The sequence below is a fragment of the Vibrio sp. 10N.222.52.C3 genome (assembly GCF_041474195.1).
Classification (GTDB): Bacteria; Pseudomonadota; Gammaproteobacteria; order Enterobacterales; family Vibrionaceae; genus Vibrio; species Vibrio crassostreae_C.
In genome coordinates this window covers 1-18286 of record NZ_JBFRTQ010000038.1, presented here as the reverse complement: position 1 = coordinate 18286, position 18286 = coordinate 1, and the positions used below count along the sequence as shown (strand labels likewise).

The 18286-nt window shown below is 43.0% G+C and carries 17 protein-coding genes and 1 pseudogene; 11 read left to right on the top strand and 7 right to left on the bottom strand.

Annotated elements, in window-relative coordinates; genetic code table 11:
* The first annotated feature begins 44 nt into the window (after positions 1–44).
* Positions 45–311, top strand: a complete 267-nt coding sequence (locus AB4517_RS07335; protein ID WP_017067627.1) for a hypothetical protein — start codon at positions 45–47, stop codon at positions 309–311.
* Positions 312–427: 116 nt separating this feature from the next.
* Positions 428–862: a hypothetical protein gene (locus AB4517_RS07330; protein ID WP_017059526.1), complete on the top strand. Its 435-nt coding sequence runs from the start codon at positions 428–430 to the stop codon at positions 860–862.
* A gap of 77 nt (positions 863–939) precedes the next feature.
* Here AB4517_RS07330 and AB4517_RS07325 read toward each other — a convergent pair whose 3' ends face one another.
* The gene (locus AB4517_RS07325) at positions 940–1455 is read right to left on the bottom strand and encodes a cytochrome b/b6 domain-containing protein (protein ID WP_080582210.1); all 516 of its coding nucleotides are present in this window, start codon (positions 1453–1455) and stop codon (positions 940–942) included.
* 276 nt (positions 1456–1731) lie between these two features.
* On the opposite strand from AB4517_RS07325, the gene AB4517_RS07320 reads away from it, so the two are divergent.
* Both AB4517_RS07320 and AB4517_RS07315 read left to right on the top strand, forming a co-directional pair.
* On the top strand, positions 1732–2571 hold the full coding sequence (locus tag AB4517_RS07320) for a TPR end-of-group domain-containing protein (protein ID WP_017059528.1): 840 nt from the start codon (positions 1732–1734) through the stop codon (positions 2569–2571).
* 144 nt (positions 2572–2715) lie between these two features.
* Complete coding sequence (locus tag AB4517_RS07315; RefSeq protein ID WP_372148127.1) at positions 2716–3972, top strand: peptidoglycan DD-metalloendopeptidase family protein; 1257 nt, start codon at positions 2716–2718, stop codon at positions 3970–3972.
* Positions 3973–4119: 147 nt separating this feature from the next.
* Here the strand turns inward: AB4517_RS07315 and AB4517_RS07310 are convergent, their stop codons facing one another.
* Both AB4517_RS07310 and AB4517_RS07305 read right to left on the bottom strand, forming a co-directional pair.
* Positions 4120–4440: a heavy metal-binding domain-containing protein gene (locus AB4517_RS07310; RefSeq protein ID WP_004730185.1), complete on the bottom strand. Its 321-nt coding sequence runs from the start codon at positions 4438–4440 to the stop codon at positions 4120–4122.
* A 36-nt stretch (positions 4441–4476) separates the two neighbouring features.
* Entirely contained in the window at positions 4477–5424 is a 948-nt protein-coding gene (locus AB4517_RS07305; RefSeq protein WP_102393577.1) for a LysR substrate-binding domain-containing protein, read from the bottom strand.
* 91 nt (positions 5425–5515) lie between these two features.
* On the opposite strand from AB4517_RS07305, the gene AB4517_RS07300 reads away from it, so the two are divergent.
* Positions 5516–6541: a DMT family transporter gene (locus AB4517_RS07300; protein WP_017059531.1), complete on the top strand. Its 1026-nt coding sequence runs from the start codon at positions 5516–5518 to the stop codon at positions 6539–6541.
* Positions 6542–6583: 42 nt separating this feature from the next.
* Here AB4517_RS07300 and AB4517_RS07295 read toward each other — a convergent pair whose 3' ends face one another.
* Positions 6584–9607 (bottom strand): HD domain-containing phosphohydrolase, encoded by a 3024-nt coding sequence (locus tag AB4517_RS07295; RefSeq protein ID WP_372148126.1) that lies wholly within the window; start codon positions 9605–9607, stop codon positions 6584–6586.
* 321 nt (positions 9608–9928) lie between these two features.
* On the opposite strand from AB4517_RS07295, the gene AB4517_RS07290 reads away from it, so the two are divergent.
* From AB4517_RS07290 to AB4517_RS07275, 4 genes are all read left to right on the top strand, one after another.
* Complete coding sequence (locus AB4517_RS07290; protein WP_017059533.1) at positions 9929–10675, top strand: phosphatase; 747 nt, start codon at positions 9929–9931, stop codon at positions 10673–10675.
* 144 nt (positions 10676–10819) lie between these two features.
* The gene (locus tag AB4517_RS07285; protein ID WP_372148125.1) at positions 10820–11215 is read left to right on the top strand and encodes a cytochrome b562; all 396 of its coding nucleotides are present in this window, start codon (positions 10820–10822) and stop codon (positions 11213–11215) included.
* Between the two features lie 301 nt (positions 11216–11516).
* Positions 11517–11867: a hypothetical protein gene (locus tag AB4517_RS07280; RefSeq protein ID WP_017064798.1), complete on the top strand. Its 351-nt coding sequence runs from the start codon at positions 11517–11519 to the stop codon at positions 11865–11867.
* Between the two features lie 111 nt (positions 11868–11978).
* On the top strand, positions 11979–13514 hold the full coding sequence (locus AB4517_RS07275; RefSeq protein ID WP_372148124.1) for a PepSY-associated TM helix domain-containing protein: 1536 nt from the start codon (positions 11979–11981) through the stop codon (positions 13512–13514).
* Positions 13515–13625: 111 nt separating this feature from the next.
* Here AB4517_RS07275 and AB4517_RS07270 read toward each other — a convergent pair whose 3' ends face one another.
* Positions 13626–14009: a VOC family protein gene (locus AB4517_RS07270; protein ID WP_017069423.1), complete on the bottom strand. Its 384-nt coding sequence runs from the start codon at positions 14007–14009 to the stop codon at positions 13626–13628.
* Positions 14009–14941 (bottom strand): LysR family transcriptional regulator, encoded by a 933-nt coding sequence (locus AB4517_RS07265; RefSeq protein ID WP_065584581.1) that lies wholly within the window; start codon positions 14939–14941, stop codon positions 14009–14011. Before AB4517_RS07265 ends, AB4517_RS07270 begins: the two co-directional genes overlap by 1 nt.
* A 173-nt stretch (positions 14942–15114) precedes the next feature.
* Here AB4517_RS07265 and AB4517_RS07260 point away from each other — a divergent pair, with 173 nt between their 5' ends.
* The gene (locus tag AB4517_RS07260; protein WP_136978001.1) at positions 15115–15927 is read left to right on the top strand and encodes a helix-turn-helix domain-containing protein; all 813 of its coding nucleotides are present in this window, start codon (positions 15115–15117) and stop codon (positions 15925–15927) included.
* A gap of 20 nt (positions 15928–15947) precedes the next feature.
* Here AB4517_RS07260 and AB4517_RS07255 read toward each other — a convergent pair.
* Positions 15948–16704 (bottom strand): annotated as a pseudogene (locus AB4517_RS07255) (EAL domain-containing protein).
* A gap of 281 nt (positions 16705–16985) precedes the next feature.
* Here AB4517_RS07255 and AB4517_RS07250 point away from each other — a divergent pair.
* On the top strand, positions 16986–18286 hold a 1301-nt coding region (locus tag AB4517_RS07250; RefSeq protein WP_372148123.1), incomplete at its 3' end, for a response regulator.

Here is an 18286-nt window from a genome sequence, read left to right as displayed (position 1 = left end):
AACCGGCTTGTGTCAGTCACTTTCTGGCGAATATGGAATCGAAAATGTTGTTGGAAGAAGTTGTAGAAATTATCGAATTAACCGACTCAGACCATTTATCTCAAGCAATGGAACTGTTTAACGAGCATGGTTTTGTTGATACTGAGTCTTTACCTTTTATGAATGTTGTTTTTGAAACAGCACCAGATCAACTTGCGAAGAAGCTGTCGCAGATTGGTTTTAAAGGTTTAGTGCAAGTCGAAAAGAATGAAGATGCATCGGGCTTCACCATTATTGATGCTGACCGCGTTCTGCTAAAAGATTCTGCTTAGTTGAAAGGCTCTGCTTAGCTGCAAGATTCTTCTTAATGACAAGAATAAGATTCAGCTTAGTGAAAAGACTCTATCCAGTTCAGTAACACCCGTTATGATTATTTGAGGTTAACACAGTGACAACAGCAACCGTTTCATCAACAGAACAACATATTTCCAACGAACATGCGCTTTTAGGTGCATCGTTATTAGCGTCTCAAAAAGTTGAGTTGGCTCTGTTCAGTGTGATCTCTAAATTAGCTAAAGCGTTACCGAAAGAAGCACAACAGCCACTCGATTTGGACTTGTATACCTTTCTAAGAGAGAAACCAAGTGAGCAAGCTGCTACGTTGATCTTGTACGAACAAACCTTTGGTGAGCAGCTTCCGTTAAAAACAAACGAACTTAACGATTTTATCTACCACAGAAATCTTGTTACTCGTGGCTTTTGGCGTGTGACTGGTGCTGATGTTAAAGGCGGTGAGAAACTTGCTAACCCAGAGCTTTATTTAAAAGAGTTCTTGGCTAAATGTGAATACTGGCAAGTGATGATTGATACTCAAACCAAGTAATCAAATTGAAATAAGAAAGCCATAGCGAACATGCTATGGCTTTTTTGTTTGTGCAAACCGTGTTGAATTCTCTGAATCTAGAGCATCATCTTCAATACATAGTTCCTAGAGACAAAGTGGTGTTTAAGTGCGGCACTGATATGCAGCACAATTAAACAGGCTAGGGCAATACAACTGGCACGATGTAAATAGAAAGAGAAGCCGTTGATTGCAGAGTCGGTAATTAGATTATTTACGCTCACTAACCAAAATAAAGAGTACGGTTCTTTTAGCATTAAGTAGCCGGTGCTGAAAACCATAAACATCACAAGATACATCAAAGAGTGTGCAAGCTTGGCAACGCATTTTTGCCCTTCAGGCACAGAGGTTGGCATGCTTGGCGACGAGCGAAAGTGGCTCCAGATATAACGAACCACAAGCAGTGGCGTCGCAACGGTCGCCAATGACATGTTGAGCACTGACAGAAAAGAAAACAGCTCTGGATGACTGGTGACATAGTGCATCACATACCCTGCGATTGTTGCATAGATGATTACAGAAGCCATTACCCAGTGCAGTACACGGCTTACTAAATCGTATCGTGGATTATTCAAATTAACCTCGTTCTGATCGTTATTAATATAAGATTCATCTCGATGCAATAAACCATTTTTCGGTATATTCGCATCGCGAATTAATCATATAGAACAGTATTACGCGGTATTTTTATAATTTAGAAATTAATGATGTTGCTTCAGGTGTTTTATAATTATCAATGATGTTTTAGAGTGTTAATTCCAATATGGACATAGCAAACTTGTCGACTTCCTAGCTTGTATGCCTATTACGAGATACAGTTAGTCTAAAGATAAATATATAAGGAATGTATAATGCTTCGAATCTTATTGATTGCAGTTATCTCGGTGTTCAGCACGATGAGTTTTGCAAGCGAAGAGGTTAAGTACTCGGAACAAGAGTATTTGGATAGACCGCTGATGGAACGCTATATCTTGGATGAGTTGAAGCAGCTTCGAATGGAACAGCAGGATCTTGAAAGACGCTTGACCATTCAGATGACTGACCGGGAACTGACTGTGGCAGACAAGTCTCTGAATTACGCCAATGTAACCGTAACCTACTTCTTCTACATTATTGCCGGTGTTGCCTCCCTAATTGCACTGGTGGGTTGGCAATCGCTCAAAGAGTTGAAACATACCACTAAAGAGATGGCAGATCGACGACTCAACGACATTGCCCAAGACTATGAGAAGAAGTTTAACCTTCTTGAGAGGGATCTTAAGCGCAAGACTCGAATCATCTCAGAGAACAACCGAGAAATCGAAATCATCAATGAGATTCACAACTTGTGGTTGAGAGCACAGAACGCACAAACGGCAGAGCAAAAAATTGAAATCTACGATGAAATACTGAAGGTTCGTCCTGGAGATTTAGAAGCACTTACTGCCAAAGCTGACGCTGCTATGGATATACAGGAATACCACTGGGCAATGAGTCTTTGTAACCGTGTATTAGAAGTCGATGACCAAAATGCTCATGCCTTGTATCAACGTGCTTGCGCCTATGCTCGATTAGGGGCAGAAGGTCAAGCTATCGATGACTTAGAGCGCGCTATTGAAGCCAGTGGGTCCATGAGAGAGCTGCTAACTGAAGAGCCGGACTTTGAAATGTTGCGTGGCCTAGAGCGCTTTGAGGCGCTTCGCGAAGAATAAATGTTTGGTGACATGGTGGGTTTCTTATGTCCACCATACTTTTATGCTTTATACGGAACGGTTTCTTACATTTCATTTATTTTTTTGATTTAATTGTTATGTTATAACACTTTCTAAGTTCCTCGTTATAACCGCTAAGTATTTATGAAGTTCCTCCGTATTGGTCTGATCGTTACTGCGATCAGCGCATTTTCCCTTGCTGCTTTGCTCTCTTTTCACTCCAAACCAGCACCAGAAATCTCTATCAAAATAACACCTTACCAAGGTTCTCAACCTAATGATAAGGAAGTCATCGACTCGCAAGCGACTCCCAACTCTTTGGTTAAGGTCCATTATTTTGTGAAAGTTGGCGATACGCTAAGCAACATCTTTTCGTCATGGCAACTGCCATATGGAACCGTTCAAAAGGTGATGGAAGCGGATCTGGAGTCTTTGAAACTCGACACAATAAAACCTGGTGACCATCTAGAGTTGCTTTTGGATAGTGACTCAAAACAGCTTGTGGAGCTGATTTATCACGAGAGTTTGGTTGAGCAAGCAGCCTTTACTCGAAATGATGATGGAAGCTTCAGCTATCAGTTCCATGAGATACCAGGCGAGTGGAAGGAAAAACTTTATGCTGGCAGTGTGCATGGTAGCTTTTCAACGTCAGCCTACAAAGCGGGGTTAACTACTAACCAGATAGCCAATATCACCCGCACACTAAAAGACAAAGTCAACTTCGCTCGAGAGCTGAGAGCTGGTGATAGCTTCAATGTATTGGTCAAAGAGCAGTACACGGATGATCACCTAACGGGTAAAACAGAAATTCAAGGTATCTCAATTCAATTAAAAAACCGAGAAGTCGCAGCTTTTCTAGCACCAGATGGTCTTTTTTATGACAGAGAGGGAAATAGTCTAGAGCAAGCCTTTGATAGATACCCAGTCGACAGAAAATTCCGAAGAATCACTTCTTCGTTTAATCCGACACGAAGACACCCAGTAACTGGGCGAATCTCACCGCACAATGGTACCGACTTTGCGACACCTGTTGGTTCACCTATCTACTCAACTGGTGATGGTCGAGTGGTGGCACTTCGTGACCACCCGTATGCTGGTAAATATTTGGTGATTGAACACAACAGCGTATATACGACGCGTTATCTTCACTTGAGCCGCTTCTTAGTTAAGAAAGGTCAGCAAATTAAGCGAGGTCAGAAAATTGCGCTATCGGGTGCTACTGGTCGTATTACTGGCCCGCACTTGCACTTTGAGGTATTGGTTCGTGGTCGCGCCGTCGATGCGATGAAGGCGAACTTACCAATGGCAAGCTCAATTATGCCTAAAGATAGAAAAGAGTTTTTGGCTCGAATTGCCTCTTTTGATGCCATGATTTCTGAGCCAGAAGATCGTGCGAGTTAGAGATATTCAAGCCTAGTTTGGCAGCGAATACAATAACGCCCCTTAGTTAGCGATTTAGCTAAGGGGCATTTTTAGAGAATCACACGATTAAGCGAATGAATCCGTTATTCGATGGATAGAGCTATTGAGCGATGGGTTTGCCACTGGCTAAGCAACCACCACCGCAGTGCCACTAGCAGACACCATCAACATGCCATTACCTGTACCCAAGACTTCATAATCGATGTCGACACCCACCACCGCGTTGGCACCCGCTTCAATCGCTTTCTGTTCTAACTCTTTGAACGCGTAGTTACGTGCTTTTTCCAGTTCTTTCTCGTAGGTGCCAGAACGTCCACCCACAAAGTCACGAATTCCTGAAAACATATCTTTGAAAACGTTCACCCCTAGAATGGCTTCTCCGGCAATAACCCCTTTGTAATCGACAATGCGCTTGCCTTCGACTGATTGTGTGGTGGTAATAATCATAATGGCCTCTTGTAAGCTTGCTGAGCTGTCACTCGCTTATTGATTGATAGTTTGGTCTTGCTCTTGAATGTCATCGTTCAGTGCTGTCTCTGAGCGTGTGAATTCATGTCTTAACCATGTTCTCAGTTTTAGCACACTTTCTTGTTTTAATTTGTTTTTTGGGCAAACAAAGTAAAAATCTTGGTGCGGGTTAGCAACCGGTTTACCTAGTTCAACGAGCATCCCGTGGCTGATGTCATCCTTCACAAACAAGCGATGTGTAACCAATACGCCTAGTGAACGAATCGCAGCTTGTACTGCTTGAATGGAGACATCGAACGTCAGATTGCTATGGAATGTGGGCAGTGGAATTTGGTAATTGTCGCACCACACTTGCCAGTCGTGTTGCCGCCTGAGGTTAAAAACGCCAATGGTCGGGTTTTGTTTGACGAGTTGCTCGACGCTCAATCCGGTCTGGTTTTTTAATAGAGTAGGGCTGCACACCAAGACCAGATCATCGTCGCCCAGTTTCTCGCTGTAATATTGCTCCCACTCATTGGGCTTGCCATGTACGAGCGCAACATCGACCCCTTCCTGTTCAATATCGAAAGGGCCAGTTAGCGTCGAAATACGGATATCAAGTGAGGGAGCGAAAGCTTGGAAGTCGGGAACTCGTGGGATCCACCAGTGCATCGCGAGCGAATTGACCATGTTGAGGGTAATGCGGTGGTCGTTAGGCGTTCTGGCAAGCTCTTCGGTCGCCTCTATCACTTGCTCAAGTGCGGGCGCGACTTTGCGGTAATATCGCTTACCTGCGGCATTAAGAACAACACGACGACCGACTCGTTGAAACAAAGGCTTGTTGACCAGTTGTTCTAACGACTTTATCGCTTGGCTTACCGCAGAGTGACTGACGTACAGCACCCGAGCGGCGTCGGTCATGCTGCCAGTCTCAGCGACAGCAATGAAAGCGTAAACGGATTTAAGCGGAACGAGTTTTTTCATTGGTAAGTTTTCCTTACAGTTATCGTTAATATTACTCGCTATTTTTCATTACGTCACGCCTCTAAAATAGATGTCATAGGAGGTGATAATTATGTCTGATATTACCAAGGCGACGACTTTCATGTTGTTGTCGACGTTCAGTTTGTCTTTAAGTGGCTTGATGGCCAAGTATCTATCTGAAGTGATGCCCACTTCGTTACTCAGTTTTGTGCGTTTTTTGTTACCCAGTCTGTTTTTATTTCTTTTCCTGACTTTTTACAAAATCAGCAAGCCGACACGAGAAATGTGGAAACCTTTGGTGATGCGAGCGATCTTTATGGTGGCGTGTCAGTGGTGTTTCCTTACTTCACTGCAAACCTTAACGCTGGTTGAAGGGGTTGTGTTATTCAGTACGGGTCCTCTGTTTATTCCATTGTTAGAAAAGTTAATATTTAGAACCAAGATTCATACAACGACGATCGTGTGTTTAGCTGTCACTTTTGTTGGCGTAGTGATGATGGCGGGGGATTGGTCGCAGTTTGAGTTGGGTTCGGAGTTCTTTAGACCTGCGCTTCTGCTTGGGCTTCTCGCGGGGGTATTTAATTCTGGCTCGCAAGTGAGTTTGTACCGAGCGTCTAAAACCAGCCTGACTCCGGCAGAGCTTAACGCGTGGACCTTTTTAGTTGCGGCAATTATTGTGATACCAATGGTGGTGTTTACTTCTGTTTCTGCGGTGCCTGATGTACTTGAAAGTGCAGAGAAAGGAACCTTGTCGGCGTTGCTGTCTTTTGACGATTTACGCTGGATTGTTCTCGGATCACTTGGTCTTGCACTGTTTACCATCAATACCCAAATCTTCCGTTCCAAGGCGTATAAGCTTGCAGACAGTGGCTCCCAGTTGGCACCTCTGATTTTTACTAACATGCTGTTTAGCGCGCTTTGGCAGGGCTTGTTCTTTGATGATGTGTTTTCTACACAGCAGATGATTGGCATTAACCTGATTGTCGTGGCGAGCATCACCAATACATTGCTGGCAAAAAGACACAGCAAGGCGAAAGCCAAACAAAAACCGCACACCACAGTGGCTGTAGCGACTGTAGTGGACGTTGCGGTATTGGACTCGGCAGCTAAAAGCTAACCATTGAGTTATGGCTTATCCTCTGAATGGTTAATTTAAAACTTAGAACAATGAGCGTATGTATTCTTTTACTCGGTCGATGTGTTCGTGCGGGTCAATCTCGCAGCGTTGGTTCATTTCTAGGAATCGCTCAGCGTATTTATCGTAGATTTTGTTTTCCAAAAACAGTAAATACAACTTGGGATCGATATGACCGCTGGTGGCCATGTCGGTCATGATGTTGAGTGATTCGCTTAAGAGTTTACCTTTCTTATAAGGGCGATCACTAGAGGTGAGCGCTTCAAAGACATCAGCAATTGCCATTGCTCTGGACGGCAGAGGTAACTGGTCTTCGTTTAAGCCTCTTGGGTATCCCTTACCGTCGATACGTTCGTGGTGTCCGCTGGCGATATCCGGAATGTTTTGAAGGTAAGGCGGGTAAGGCAACTTGTTGAGCATGGTGAAGGTTTGGATAATATGATCGTTGATCATGAAACGTTCTTCATCGTTTAGCGTACCACGGCGTACTTTCAAATTGTGCAGTTCACCTTGGTTGTATTTAACTTCTCCGGGCTTAAGTACAAACGCTTCTTGCCATACATCGGCAGGGTTAAAGCCATTGTCCCAAGGTATTTTATGCTCCGGTTTGTCTGCAAGCAGAGGCTCCATGACAGGCAAACCATTTTCCTGACTTGTTGGCTCAGTTCTCTCTTTCTCAACCGACTCTTTTTGGGTGTTAAATCTCTCTTTTTCAGACCAAGACAAACCCAATTGATCATCCAGTGTACGTTTCCATTGGCGTTTGGCTATTTGATCTAAGCGTTCTAACTGCTCTTCCGTCATAGATTCGCCGCCAAGATTACACTCAGCAACGAAGGCAAACTCCTTATCCAGTTCAGACAGGCTTTGTTCGAGTATTTTGAGTTGTTCTTCTTGTAGTGCACCGTTCGCCATCGCTTTCCAGTAATCGGTTTCCGCTTGCTGTTTCAACAACTCAAAACGCATTCGCACTTCGTGGATTCGGTCGTAAATGGTTTCCAGTTTTGTTGCCTTATCTACCACATATTCAGGCGTGGTCACCTTGCCGCAGTCATGAAGCCAAGCGGCGAGCATCAACTCTTCCCACTGTTTACTGTCCAATGAGAATTGCGGGTAATAGCGGTCATCATCTATGGTTGCTTGAGTTAGCCATTTGGTGAGCTCAGGCACTCGTTGGCAATGCCCGCCCGTATAAGGTGACTTGGTATCAATCGCCGATGCAATCAGCTCAATAAAGGCATTAAGCATGTCTTTTTGTTGCTGCATTTGGTCGATGTTGTCTTTCGCTATTTCCGCAAAGCTGAGCAACTCTCTTAAAAAGGCGTGCTTGTCTGCCTGCATCTTGGTAATTGGTCTCTCATAGCCAATTGCCACAATCCCTACCAACAGTTTCTCTCGGTTTAATAGTGGAAATAGGTACAGGTCTGAATTGAAGATCGAATCTTGGTAATAGTTGAGAACATTGTCTTCTCTGTTTAAATGGATCGTCTCACCAGATTTAAGCTGACACAGCAACCAAGGCGTGTGTTTGATGAAGTCATTGATGTCGGCCTTAAAAGGAAGAATGGCAAGGTTGGCTGCCGTATCAAACACGTCTTTCTCTTTGGATTGAGTGAAAAGGACAATGGTTTCTGCTTTGGTAATTAAATAGCTTTGATGAGCAATGTTCTTGGCTAAGATCGAAAACTCCTGATTCCCGGCGGTGTCTCGAAGTAGGGTAATCAGATCATGAAGCGTGTGTTCCATTAGCTCAATCGAGTGGGCGAGGTTAGCCACTTCTTGAATCATGCTTTTGGGATAATGAGTACGCCTGAAGTCGAACCGAGCGATGTTGTCGGTGAGTTGCATCAGCGTATTGAGCGGCTGAGACAGTCGATTAGCAACAAACCATACGATAGCGAAGCAGATGAACAACATCCCAATCGCGACCGCAACTTGCTTGTCTCGCATCGAGATAAGATCAGCGAGCAGCTCATTGTGTGGCGTCGCTTCTGCCAAGTGTAAGGTGACATTTTGAGTCAGTTGAACCGGCGTTAGCGTTAGTGCCCAAGTGTTTAAGTTGTACTCAACGTTTTTTAGATTGAGGTTAAACTTCTCTTCATCAGAGATAAGCGGCGCAATAACGGACGCTTTCAATGCTTCCATCTGTTCACGTTTGGGCACGTTAAAGAAGCTTTGGTCTTGCTCACTGCCAGAGAGATTCCCCGTCGTTTGGTTGTTCGTTTGCTCAGTTTTACTTGTGTCATCAGATTGGGAGTCAGGCTTGGGTACTGATAGCTCAAGTTGATGCTGACCGAGAAGATTAAAATGTTGATCGAACAAGGCGAGTCGGGTTTGCGGAGAATAAGCTAATTCACTGATCTGAGAAGAGAGGGAACTCAACGTAAAGTCGGCACCAACCACATGCTTGCCATCGGCAGAACGCCTAGAGAGTGTAATGCCATTGGTTTGCAGGAAATAGAATAGATAGGGCTCAGAGAGTTGTATTGAGCCATCAGGCTTTGCGTTACGAAACCAAGGACGAGTTGTGGGGTTGAACTTACTCTCTGCTTGTCGAGTACTGATCACTTGATGTGCGCCATCAAGATAGGTAATAAAGTTTTCACCGTCTAGATTGGTGCTGCTGACCATCATGGTCGCTTTAGCGGGCGCGCTGTTTTCGGCTCTCTGTTTATTGGTGCTTAATGGACGAAAGATTCTGAAGTCACCATCTTCAGAACCATAAAATAGAGCGACCAAATTGGTGTTTTGCTTGAAGATGATATCGACCGAAGCAAGCCAAGAGTCTTTTTCGACAGCGGAAGCTTGATGAGCAACAAACGGGCTCACCGCCATCACATTTAAGGTTGTGATAACAGGGGCAATGGCTTGTTTAAATACTGATTCCAGTTTGTCGCGGTGCTCATTACTGATCTCGCGCACTGTGCCTAGCAGCAGCTCTTGGGAGTGCCGATAACTTATCGAAATCAATACCGCACCGACAAGTGTTGTCAAAATTAGGAAAAGGCTAGTGATGTGGATACTCAGCGGATATCGTCTTCTTCTCATCTAACACTCCGGTTTGTAGACTGGTTTAAGTATTGACGAACTTGGGTAGGTTGCAAAAAATTGGCGCAATTACCGAGTGTGTGCGGTTCTACTTAGATAAGGCCAAGCGCTGGCTGGCTCTGGTTAGCCACGTATTCCCGTGTCGTGTAAATGAACCAGTAATAAACCTTTATGTTTGGGTGCTAATTGTCACTTTCAGCTGATAAACTGGCCGAATTGTTGCCATTAGGCATTCATTTTCTGAAGTATTCTTTTCCTGAAAGAGATTCAGAGTTACTTTCTGAAAAACGTATTTTGACCGAGCGAAGAGGGCATTGATTCATGGAACTCAAAGTAGATACTCACACCCACACATACGCAAGTGGTCATGCTTACAGCACATTGATCGAAAACGCCAAGTCGGCAAAGCAAAATGGTTTAGCCATGTTTTGTACTACTGATCATTCAGAATCAATGCCGGGCGCGCCACACTATTGGTTCTTCAGTAACCAACGTGTGCTCCCTCGTTTTATTGAAGATGTCGCAATTATTCGAGGTGTTGAGTCAAACATCATGAACACACAGGGTGAAATCGACATTCATCCGAGTGTGGATAAGAACTTGGATTGGGTGATCGCGAGTTTTCATGAGCCAGTATTTCGCCCATCGGATGTCGCTACCCATACAGAAGCATTGTTGAATGTGATTAAGGGCGGTCGAATTGATGCGCTTGGTCACTTAGGCAATCCTAATTTTGATTTCGATTTCGAAGCCGTTATTCAATGTGCGGTTGAGAACAACGTGGCGATTGAGATCAACAACACCACACTCAAAGGCAATAGCCGAGTTGGCAGTGTTGACCGCTGCTATGAGATTGCAAGAATAGCGAAAGCGAAGGGTGCATTTATTACAACAGGCAGCGATGCGCATTTCTGTTTGGATGTCGGTGGCTTAGACTTAGTCGCAGCATTGTTAGATGAAGTGGGCGTAGATTCGAGTAAAGTGATTACCCATTCGCCAAAGCAGTTCCTAGCCTTTTTGGCCTTGCGCGGTCGTAATGAAATCCCAGAATATTCAGATCTTGTTTAAGAGAATGTCGGCGGGTTTGCATTTCGACACAATCAATTTTTGTGCCTGAAAGATTTTTGTATACACTAGCCTAAAATAATAAAGTCGAAGTGCCACAGTAATGACGGCTCTAACTTCAAAGACACCGCTTCACTTGGAGAAACAATGAAAACTCGCTCAATCCTTTTATCTGGCTTAATCGCTGCTTCAGTATTGTCTGGCAACGCATTTGCTAATGTAGACCTTAAGAAAAACATGCAAGAAATGAAGCTTGCGTTCAAACAAGCGGCAGAAGCTCAAAGCATTGAAGAGATGCAAAAGCCTATCGTTCGTTTAGATACGCTAGTGGCAGAGCTGAAAACGGGTGTTTACCCAGTCGAGAAAGAAGACAACTTCATGGAAGGCTTCAAAAAGATCAGTGCATCACTGGATAGCATTGAGCAGAAGCTAGACCAAGGTGACTTAGCGTCGGCACAGCGAGAACTTCGTACTATTGATGGCCTTCGTGAAGAGTACCATGAGAAGCGTAACCCAAGCATCTGGAGCAAGATCTTCGGTTAATTCGTTAATCATGAACGTTTGCTAGATAGGTAACAAAGAGCAAACCTCAAGATTCGATTTCTAAAACGCCGCCTTACATTACCCTCTTTCGAGGAAGGTGTAAGGCGGCGTTTTTATTGTCTCTTTTATCGAAAGCCTGCTGCAAAGAGATGAGTATTACTTTCTTAGTTTTAGTGTTGTAACCAGTATTTAACGAAAAAGAGTGTGCGTTAGCTTCAATTTTTTAACTTGCTGTTAATCTTTACGTTTACCTATATTCCAAGTCCCTCATAATAAGGGAAATTTATAAAGACTTGGAATAATGCGCCGAACCTCGTTCAACTTCTTCATGTTACTTGCAACAGCATTAAGCTGGGCGCTAGTGACATTAATGCCTGTTATCAATGCTCATGGTAATAGTGCGGGAGTATGGGCGTCGTTATGTACGGTCAATGGCTTTGAATTGGTTCAAATCGAAGAAGGCGAACCTAATACTCATAAAGGAAAGCCGTGTCCGTTTAGCCATTTTTCCACGTTTCACCAAGATGAACTTCCCACTACACTACTGACAACTCGACTGAGTTCTATTGTCTCCGACAGCTACGCTTTTTTGGCTCTAAGCGAACGCTACACGAGGCAAGCCCCGCGCGGCCCTCCCTTTGTTATTGCTTAAACCTAACCCATTAAAATAATTAAAAAATAAAGTATTAAGTAAAGTTAAACATGCTCAGATTACTTTCTGATTTTTCAGAAGGTATGTTTGCGTGTGTCAAAGGAAATTATAATGTTGAGAAATGAATCTCAAACCCCTGCGAAAGCACAAGCAACTTCGCAGTCTAAAAGCAGTGCAACAACCGGTTCGGAAACCAATATAAAAAGCAAAGACCGCAATAAAACCCTCTATTTCCTCACATGGCGCTGGCACTTCTATGCTGGGCTATTTGTTATCCCGTTTATGTTAATGCTGAGCATTACTGGTTTGGTGATGCTGTTTGATGATGAAATCGAATTGACTTTCCACCACGAAGCCCTAGAGATTGTTGCATCGGGCGAGTCGATTAAAGTGTCACAACAGTTAGCTGCAGTACAACTTCAATACCCACAAGGTTCGGTTACCCAGTTTGTTCCGAGCAAAGCTCCTGATCTGGCTAACCGCTTTTCGGTAGCACTTGTAGACGGCACATCGGTCTTCGCCACGGTAAATCAATATACGGGCGAAGTGGTCGGAGAGATTCCGCGTAGCGACAGCCTGTACCAACTCGCGAATGACATTCACGGCACTTTGTTGATTGGTGATTGGGGTGATTATCTAATTGAAGTCGCAATAAGCTTGTCTATTCTGTTGCTCATCAGTGGTATTTACTTATGGTTACCTAGAGATAACGCGAGCCGCGCTGGTTTTCTTAAGCTTCGATTTGGTTCAGGAACGCGTATTTTAATGCGTGATCTGCATGCGAACATTGGAGGTGTGTTATCGCTCGTTCTGTTGTTGTTTATTCTGTCTGGATTGGCATGGACAGGTTTTTGGGGCGGTAAGCTTGTTCAAGCATGGAGCACTTTCCCTGCTCAAATGTGGGACGATATTCCGTTGTCTGATAAGACGCACGCTTCCCTCAACCATGGCTCAGAAGAAGAGCTACCTTGGAACTTGGAGCAAACACTATTGCCTTTGTCTCAAGATAAGCCAGCAGAACACGTTCATCATGTGGAAGAGGCGACGGAACCTCATGATCACTCTAAGATGGGTGAAGATCACTCTCAACATGTGTTGTCAGCAAGCAACTTCGACATTGATGACGTTACTGAAAAAGCATACTCACTTGGCTTTACACGATACAAGGTGAATTTCCCGCGTTCAGAAACGGGTGTTTACACGGTCACAGCCAACACTATGGGCGGTGACATCATTGATCCAACGCAGGACCATACTACGCACCTCGACCAATACTCAGGTCGTATTCTGGGTGAGGTGACATGGCAAGATTATAACTTCATTGCCAAAACGTTAGCGGTAGGTATTTCATTGCATCAAGGTGACATCAGCATCATTAACAAGCTTCTAAATGCTTTGTTTTGTTTGGCGTTCATTGTTGTGTCCGTGACTGGCGGTGTGATGTGGTGGATACGTAGACCTTCAGGTCAAAGAAAGCTTGGCACGCCACCGAAGTTTGGCGATGCAGGGCTTTGGAAGACAGGTTTAGTGATCGTGATAGTTATTTCAGTACTGTTTCCACTGGCGGGAGCGACGATCGTGACAGCAATGCTGCTGGATTGGTTACTATTTTCACGCGTTGAGAAATTCAAGACGGCATTGAGTTAATTGATATACAAACTGACCTCCTTTTTGAGGAGGTCAGTTTCATTATTCAGATGACATGCTCTGTTTATTAAGAAGACGTTAGACTTGTACAGCTCTATATTTGATAAAGCTCTAGATTTCATAAAGCTCTAACGGAAGCCCGTCAGGATCGGCAAAAAAAGTAAATGCTTTACCTGTAAATTCATCAATTCGGATCTGTTCGACTTCGATTCTTTGTTCTTCCAAATAGCTTTTGATTTGTTGAACGTCATCAACACAAAAAGCTAAGTGTCTTAGCCCTTGAGCTTCAGGAAAGCTAGGCCTTTCTGGCGCGTTAGGGAAGCTGAATAGTTCTATTTGAGCACCATTAGGTAGCGCTAAATCAAGTTTGTACGACTGGCGAGCCTCACGATAGTTTTCGGCAATTATCTCAAGTTTCAAAATCTCAGTGTAAAAGTGTTTCGACGCGTCGTAGTTTGAACAGATTATGGCCGCGTGGTGTATTCCTTTCAGCATCAGTTTATTTCTCCTGCCAACTTGTCACCTAAGTGCTTCATGGCGTAATCAATGAATACACGCAGTCGTGCGGGCATATACTTGGTTTGAGCAAATTGCATCGCGATAGCACCATGGTAGTTACTCTTGATGGTCCAATCTTCCAACACTTGTACCACGGAGCCTTCAGCCAACGCATCTTGAATCACGAAGTCATGGAAAATACCTACACCTAGACCTTCTTTCACACCTTTTAGTCGCATCTGCGAATGATTAACTGCGTAACGCCCACTGACGGGTACCGTGTGAAATTCATCATCTTTAAGAAAATCCCAAATGTGATCTTTGTCTGTCTCTGCAAGATACAAACAGTCGTGTTCAGACAGTTCGGTAGGGTGGTGAGGAATCCCCTTGGCATCTAAATAGTCAGGGCTTGCACACAACACAAGGTTTGTTTTTCCTAACTCTTTCAATACTAAGCTTTCGTCGGGCTTATCAGTCAGGCGGAAAGCAATGTCGATGCCTTGACGTAAAATATCGATGTCGCCGTCAGCCGCTCTCAATTTAAGTTGGATTTCTGGATACTGATTTAAGAATGGAACAACGAAAGGCTGCAATACCGAATTCAAGAAGGCTTCAGGCGCCGCTACCGTTATCGAGCCTGCAGGTTCGGTATGGTCGGAGGTAGACAGTTCAACGGCTTGTTGCGCTGCGTTGATCATCACCACACTCTGATCATAAACCAATTGACCCGCTTGCGTAATGATAAGGGTACGAGTGGTACGCTCAAACAGTTTCACCGATAGCGCTTTTTCCAAGCGGGTGATGAGCTTACTCAAGGCTGATGGTGTCACGCCTAACTGTTTTGCTGCAGCCGTAAAACTACCTTCGTTAACCACCAAAATGAACGAGGCGAGATCCGGAAGCAGGGCGATGAGTTTTGGGTTAATCATAAGTATCCAGTTAAGCTAGTTTCAACGACGAACTTAATGGTCATTGTGAGCGATTTACTTTGATTTGTGAATCAATTTCATTAATTAACTGACTTAATAAAGCGATGTTGAAAGCGCCATTTATTAACGAGCGTAAGTGAACTACACTGATAAAAAAGCTAGGTAAGTGACCGATGAATAAAGAGAATTTTCCAGAAGAGTTAAAACGACTTCGCGAAGCAGCATCCATTTCTCAGGAAGAATTCGCAGAGTTGTTGTCCCATTCTCATCGGGCATTCTCTGGTGTGAATCAGGTAATGGTGAGCCAGTGGGAAAGGGCAAAAACAGTACCGAGTTTTGTGCGCCGTCTGGGTATCGCAAGCTTCTTTCAGCTAGATTACGACTTTTCCGTTGAAGAAATGGTGCAAGTGAAAGCTGCCACTAAGAATGTGGAGCGTCCATTCAGTGTTGATATTGGTTATGACTATGAGGTGACGAGTGTTGAGTCATATAGCATGGGGACACTTCCAGCGAAAAGACTCAAATCGATTCAAATCATGCATCAAAAAACCTATGGCAAAGATTTTATCGAGGTTTCTAAACATCTAGGCGTAATAAAAGAAGATATGCAGGTACTGTGTTTTCTTTTTGAGGGCGTCATTATTGGGCATGTGGTGTATGACGGGTTAAGTAAGATGCTTTGCAGTGTTGGTGCCGTTAGTATTGTTATTCGTCGTAAGATCTTCGATTACATGGCGGACAATTTATCGGGTACTGAATTCCGCTTTCCTACTCTTGATCCTGCAATGTCCCAGTTCCTCTATGATCTTTACTTAGAGCCGTATATGAGCAAACTCGGCATGCCATTTTTCAAGGCTGATATAAAGAAAGTAGTGAATAACCCGTTCTCTCAGAACATCCAAAACAAACACGATATTTACTTCAAGTGCATTCGATATCACGATCTTAAGCAGAAAAAGAAAAGCGTCGAGTTTGTCTTAAATTAACCTTGCTTGAGTACTCACTTTTACATGACAAGTCTAAGATCGGTCAAAGGCAGTGGTTTTGAATATAGAAAGCCCTGATAGCTATCAAAACCTAGCTGGTGGACGAGCTGATGTGTATCCGTATCTTCAACACCTTCTGCCACGGTTTCGATTCCAGACTCTTTGCAGTACGCCAACGTGCGCTTCACCAAGTCCGAACGTGCTGGTTCTGCGCTATTCACGATTGACTTATCAAACTTCACTTCATCAACATTAAGTAAGGCTCATCACCTTATTCATATCTGAATGGCCAATGCCAAAGTCGTCGATTGAGGTTTTAATGCCAAGAGATTGAAAGCGTTTTATCTGCTCACAAAGTTGGTCATCCAACTGATCGTTTTCGCTCAGTTCAAAAGTAAGCTGCTTTGCTTTGAACGACGTATTCCAAAGTAATTCGCGAACCTTTTCCACGTTATCAGGGTTAGCCAACACCTTCTTGCTGATATTAACTGCCAAGTTCAAGTGAGATGAGAGAGATTTTACCTCTGTCAGTGATTGCTCAAGAACACTAAAGAAAATCTCTTCTTCATAACCCAATGCAAATGCACGATCAATAAACACACCTGGAGAGAAAATCCCTTCTTCTGGAATATCTAAACGAAACAGCGCTTCAACACCAGTCACTTTCTCGATACTAGGTTCAACCTTTGGCTGATAAAAGCAGGTGTGCCAGTCGTTTTCGAAGGCTTCTTGAATGATGTGGTCTGATAGGTTCACTTGTTTGGTTTCTCTTCTCATCGTGTTTCATTTGTATAGCGGCGTTGCTGGTGCGCATTCTGAGAGAAGCGGGCATTCATCACTATATCGTTTTGAGATGAAAAATTGAGATTTGATATGAATTCAGGGTGAGTAACATATTTTTTGTTATTCTTCTTCATATCAATTAGCTGGATATTACTGGTGTGAAAAGTGTGATCTTAAGTCAAGAATAACTGGCATCACATTTTTTTGTAACTGGGGGGATTATTTACAAAGTTGGTCATGTTACACTTGCCCGGTTATAGGAGAGCAACCCATTTATGAAAAATTACAGTGACATATTAGCTTTAATAGTTGATGACTCCCCAGTGATCTTGTCGAGTATTCGAAGAATGCTGATTAGCTTAGGTTTGAATGATAAGAATATTTATCATGCAAAAGATCCTAAAGCTGCTATCTGGCACTGTAAAAAAATGGGTTTTGACCTGATTATTTGCGATTATAATTTTTATACACGCCTCAATGGCAAACAAGTCTTTGAAGAGCTTCAACACTACAGTTTAATAAAACCAAAAAGTAGTTTTATAGTGATAACTGGCGAATCATTATCAAAAATTGTTCGTTCTATTATTGAGCTCTCTCCTGATGAATATATTTTAAAGCCTTTTAATTCAGCTTATTTTACTAATAAGATCCGAAGGTCTCTAGCAAGAAAATCTGCTTTATATCAGCTTTACCAAGCAAAAAATCAGAAAGATTATACTCGCGGTCTTAATTTATGTGATGAACTGGAGTTTGAACACCCTCAATACCATTTTCTAATTCAAAAGTTTAGAGGAGAGTTCTACGCATTGTTAAATATGTTTAATGAAGCGAAAGAGCTATATGACTCAATTATTGTTGAAAAAGACGTTGAGTGGGCAAATGCTGGCTTAGCTGATAGCTTAATAGAGCTAGGTGAGTTTGCTAGAGCACAATCTATTGTTGAAAAAATGCTAGCAAAGGTACCGAATTCGACGCAAGCGATGACGCTAAATGCAAAATATGACATTTATAATGGTGATATACCTAAAGCAATAAAGCAGTTTACTATTATTTCTGAGTTGACCCCTGGTAACCCTGAACGTGAGTTGGTTATTGCAAACTTATGTGTATCTCAGGGGGACTATAGAAGTGCTGCTGCCAGGTTTATGATGTATTACGAACTTAACATCGACACGTATCGCGATAGTTTAGAAGCTCGTTATAATTATATTCGATGCATTCTTTTTATTCATGACTCGATTCAGCAAAATCGTTCATTAGTTAACGAAGAAGAAGTTGAAGAAGATCCAAAAAAATTAAAAATTGAAGCTTTAAATGAGTTTAGGCAAATATCCTTATTAAAGGAAAAAAAATACAACCGAAGTGATGATATGCAAGATAAAGTTGTAAATTATGATATTGAACAAGAGCTTTTGATGTGCCATTTCTCTATTGTTGAGGGGAAGCTTAGGGAAGCGATTTCTATATTAAAGCATATTTACTCGTGTAACTTAGTGGAAGGGTTTTATAATAAGTATCATTTCTTATATCTCTTGAGTTTGCTTACCTTTAATCAAGAATTTAAGGAGTATGTACA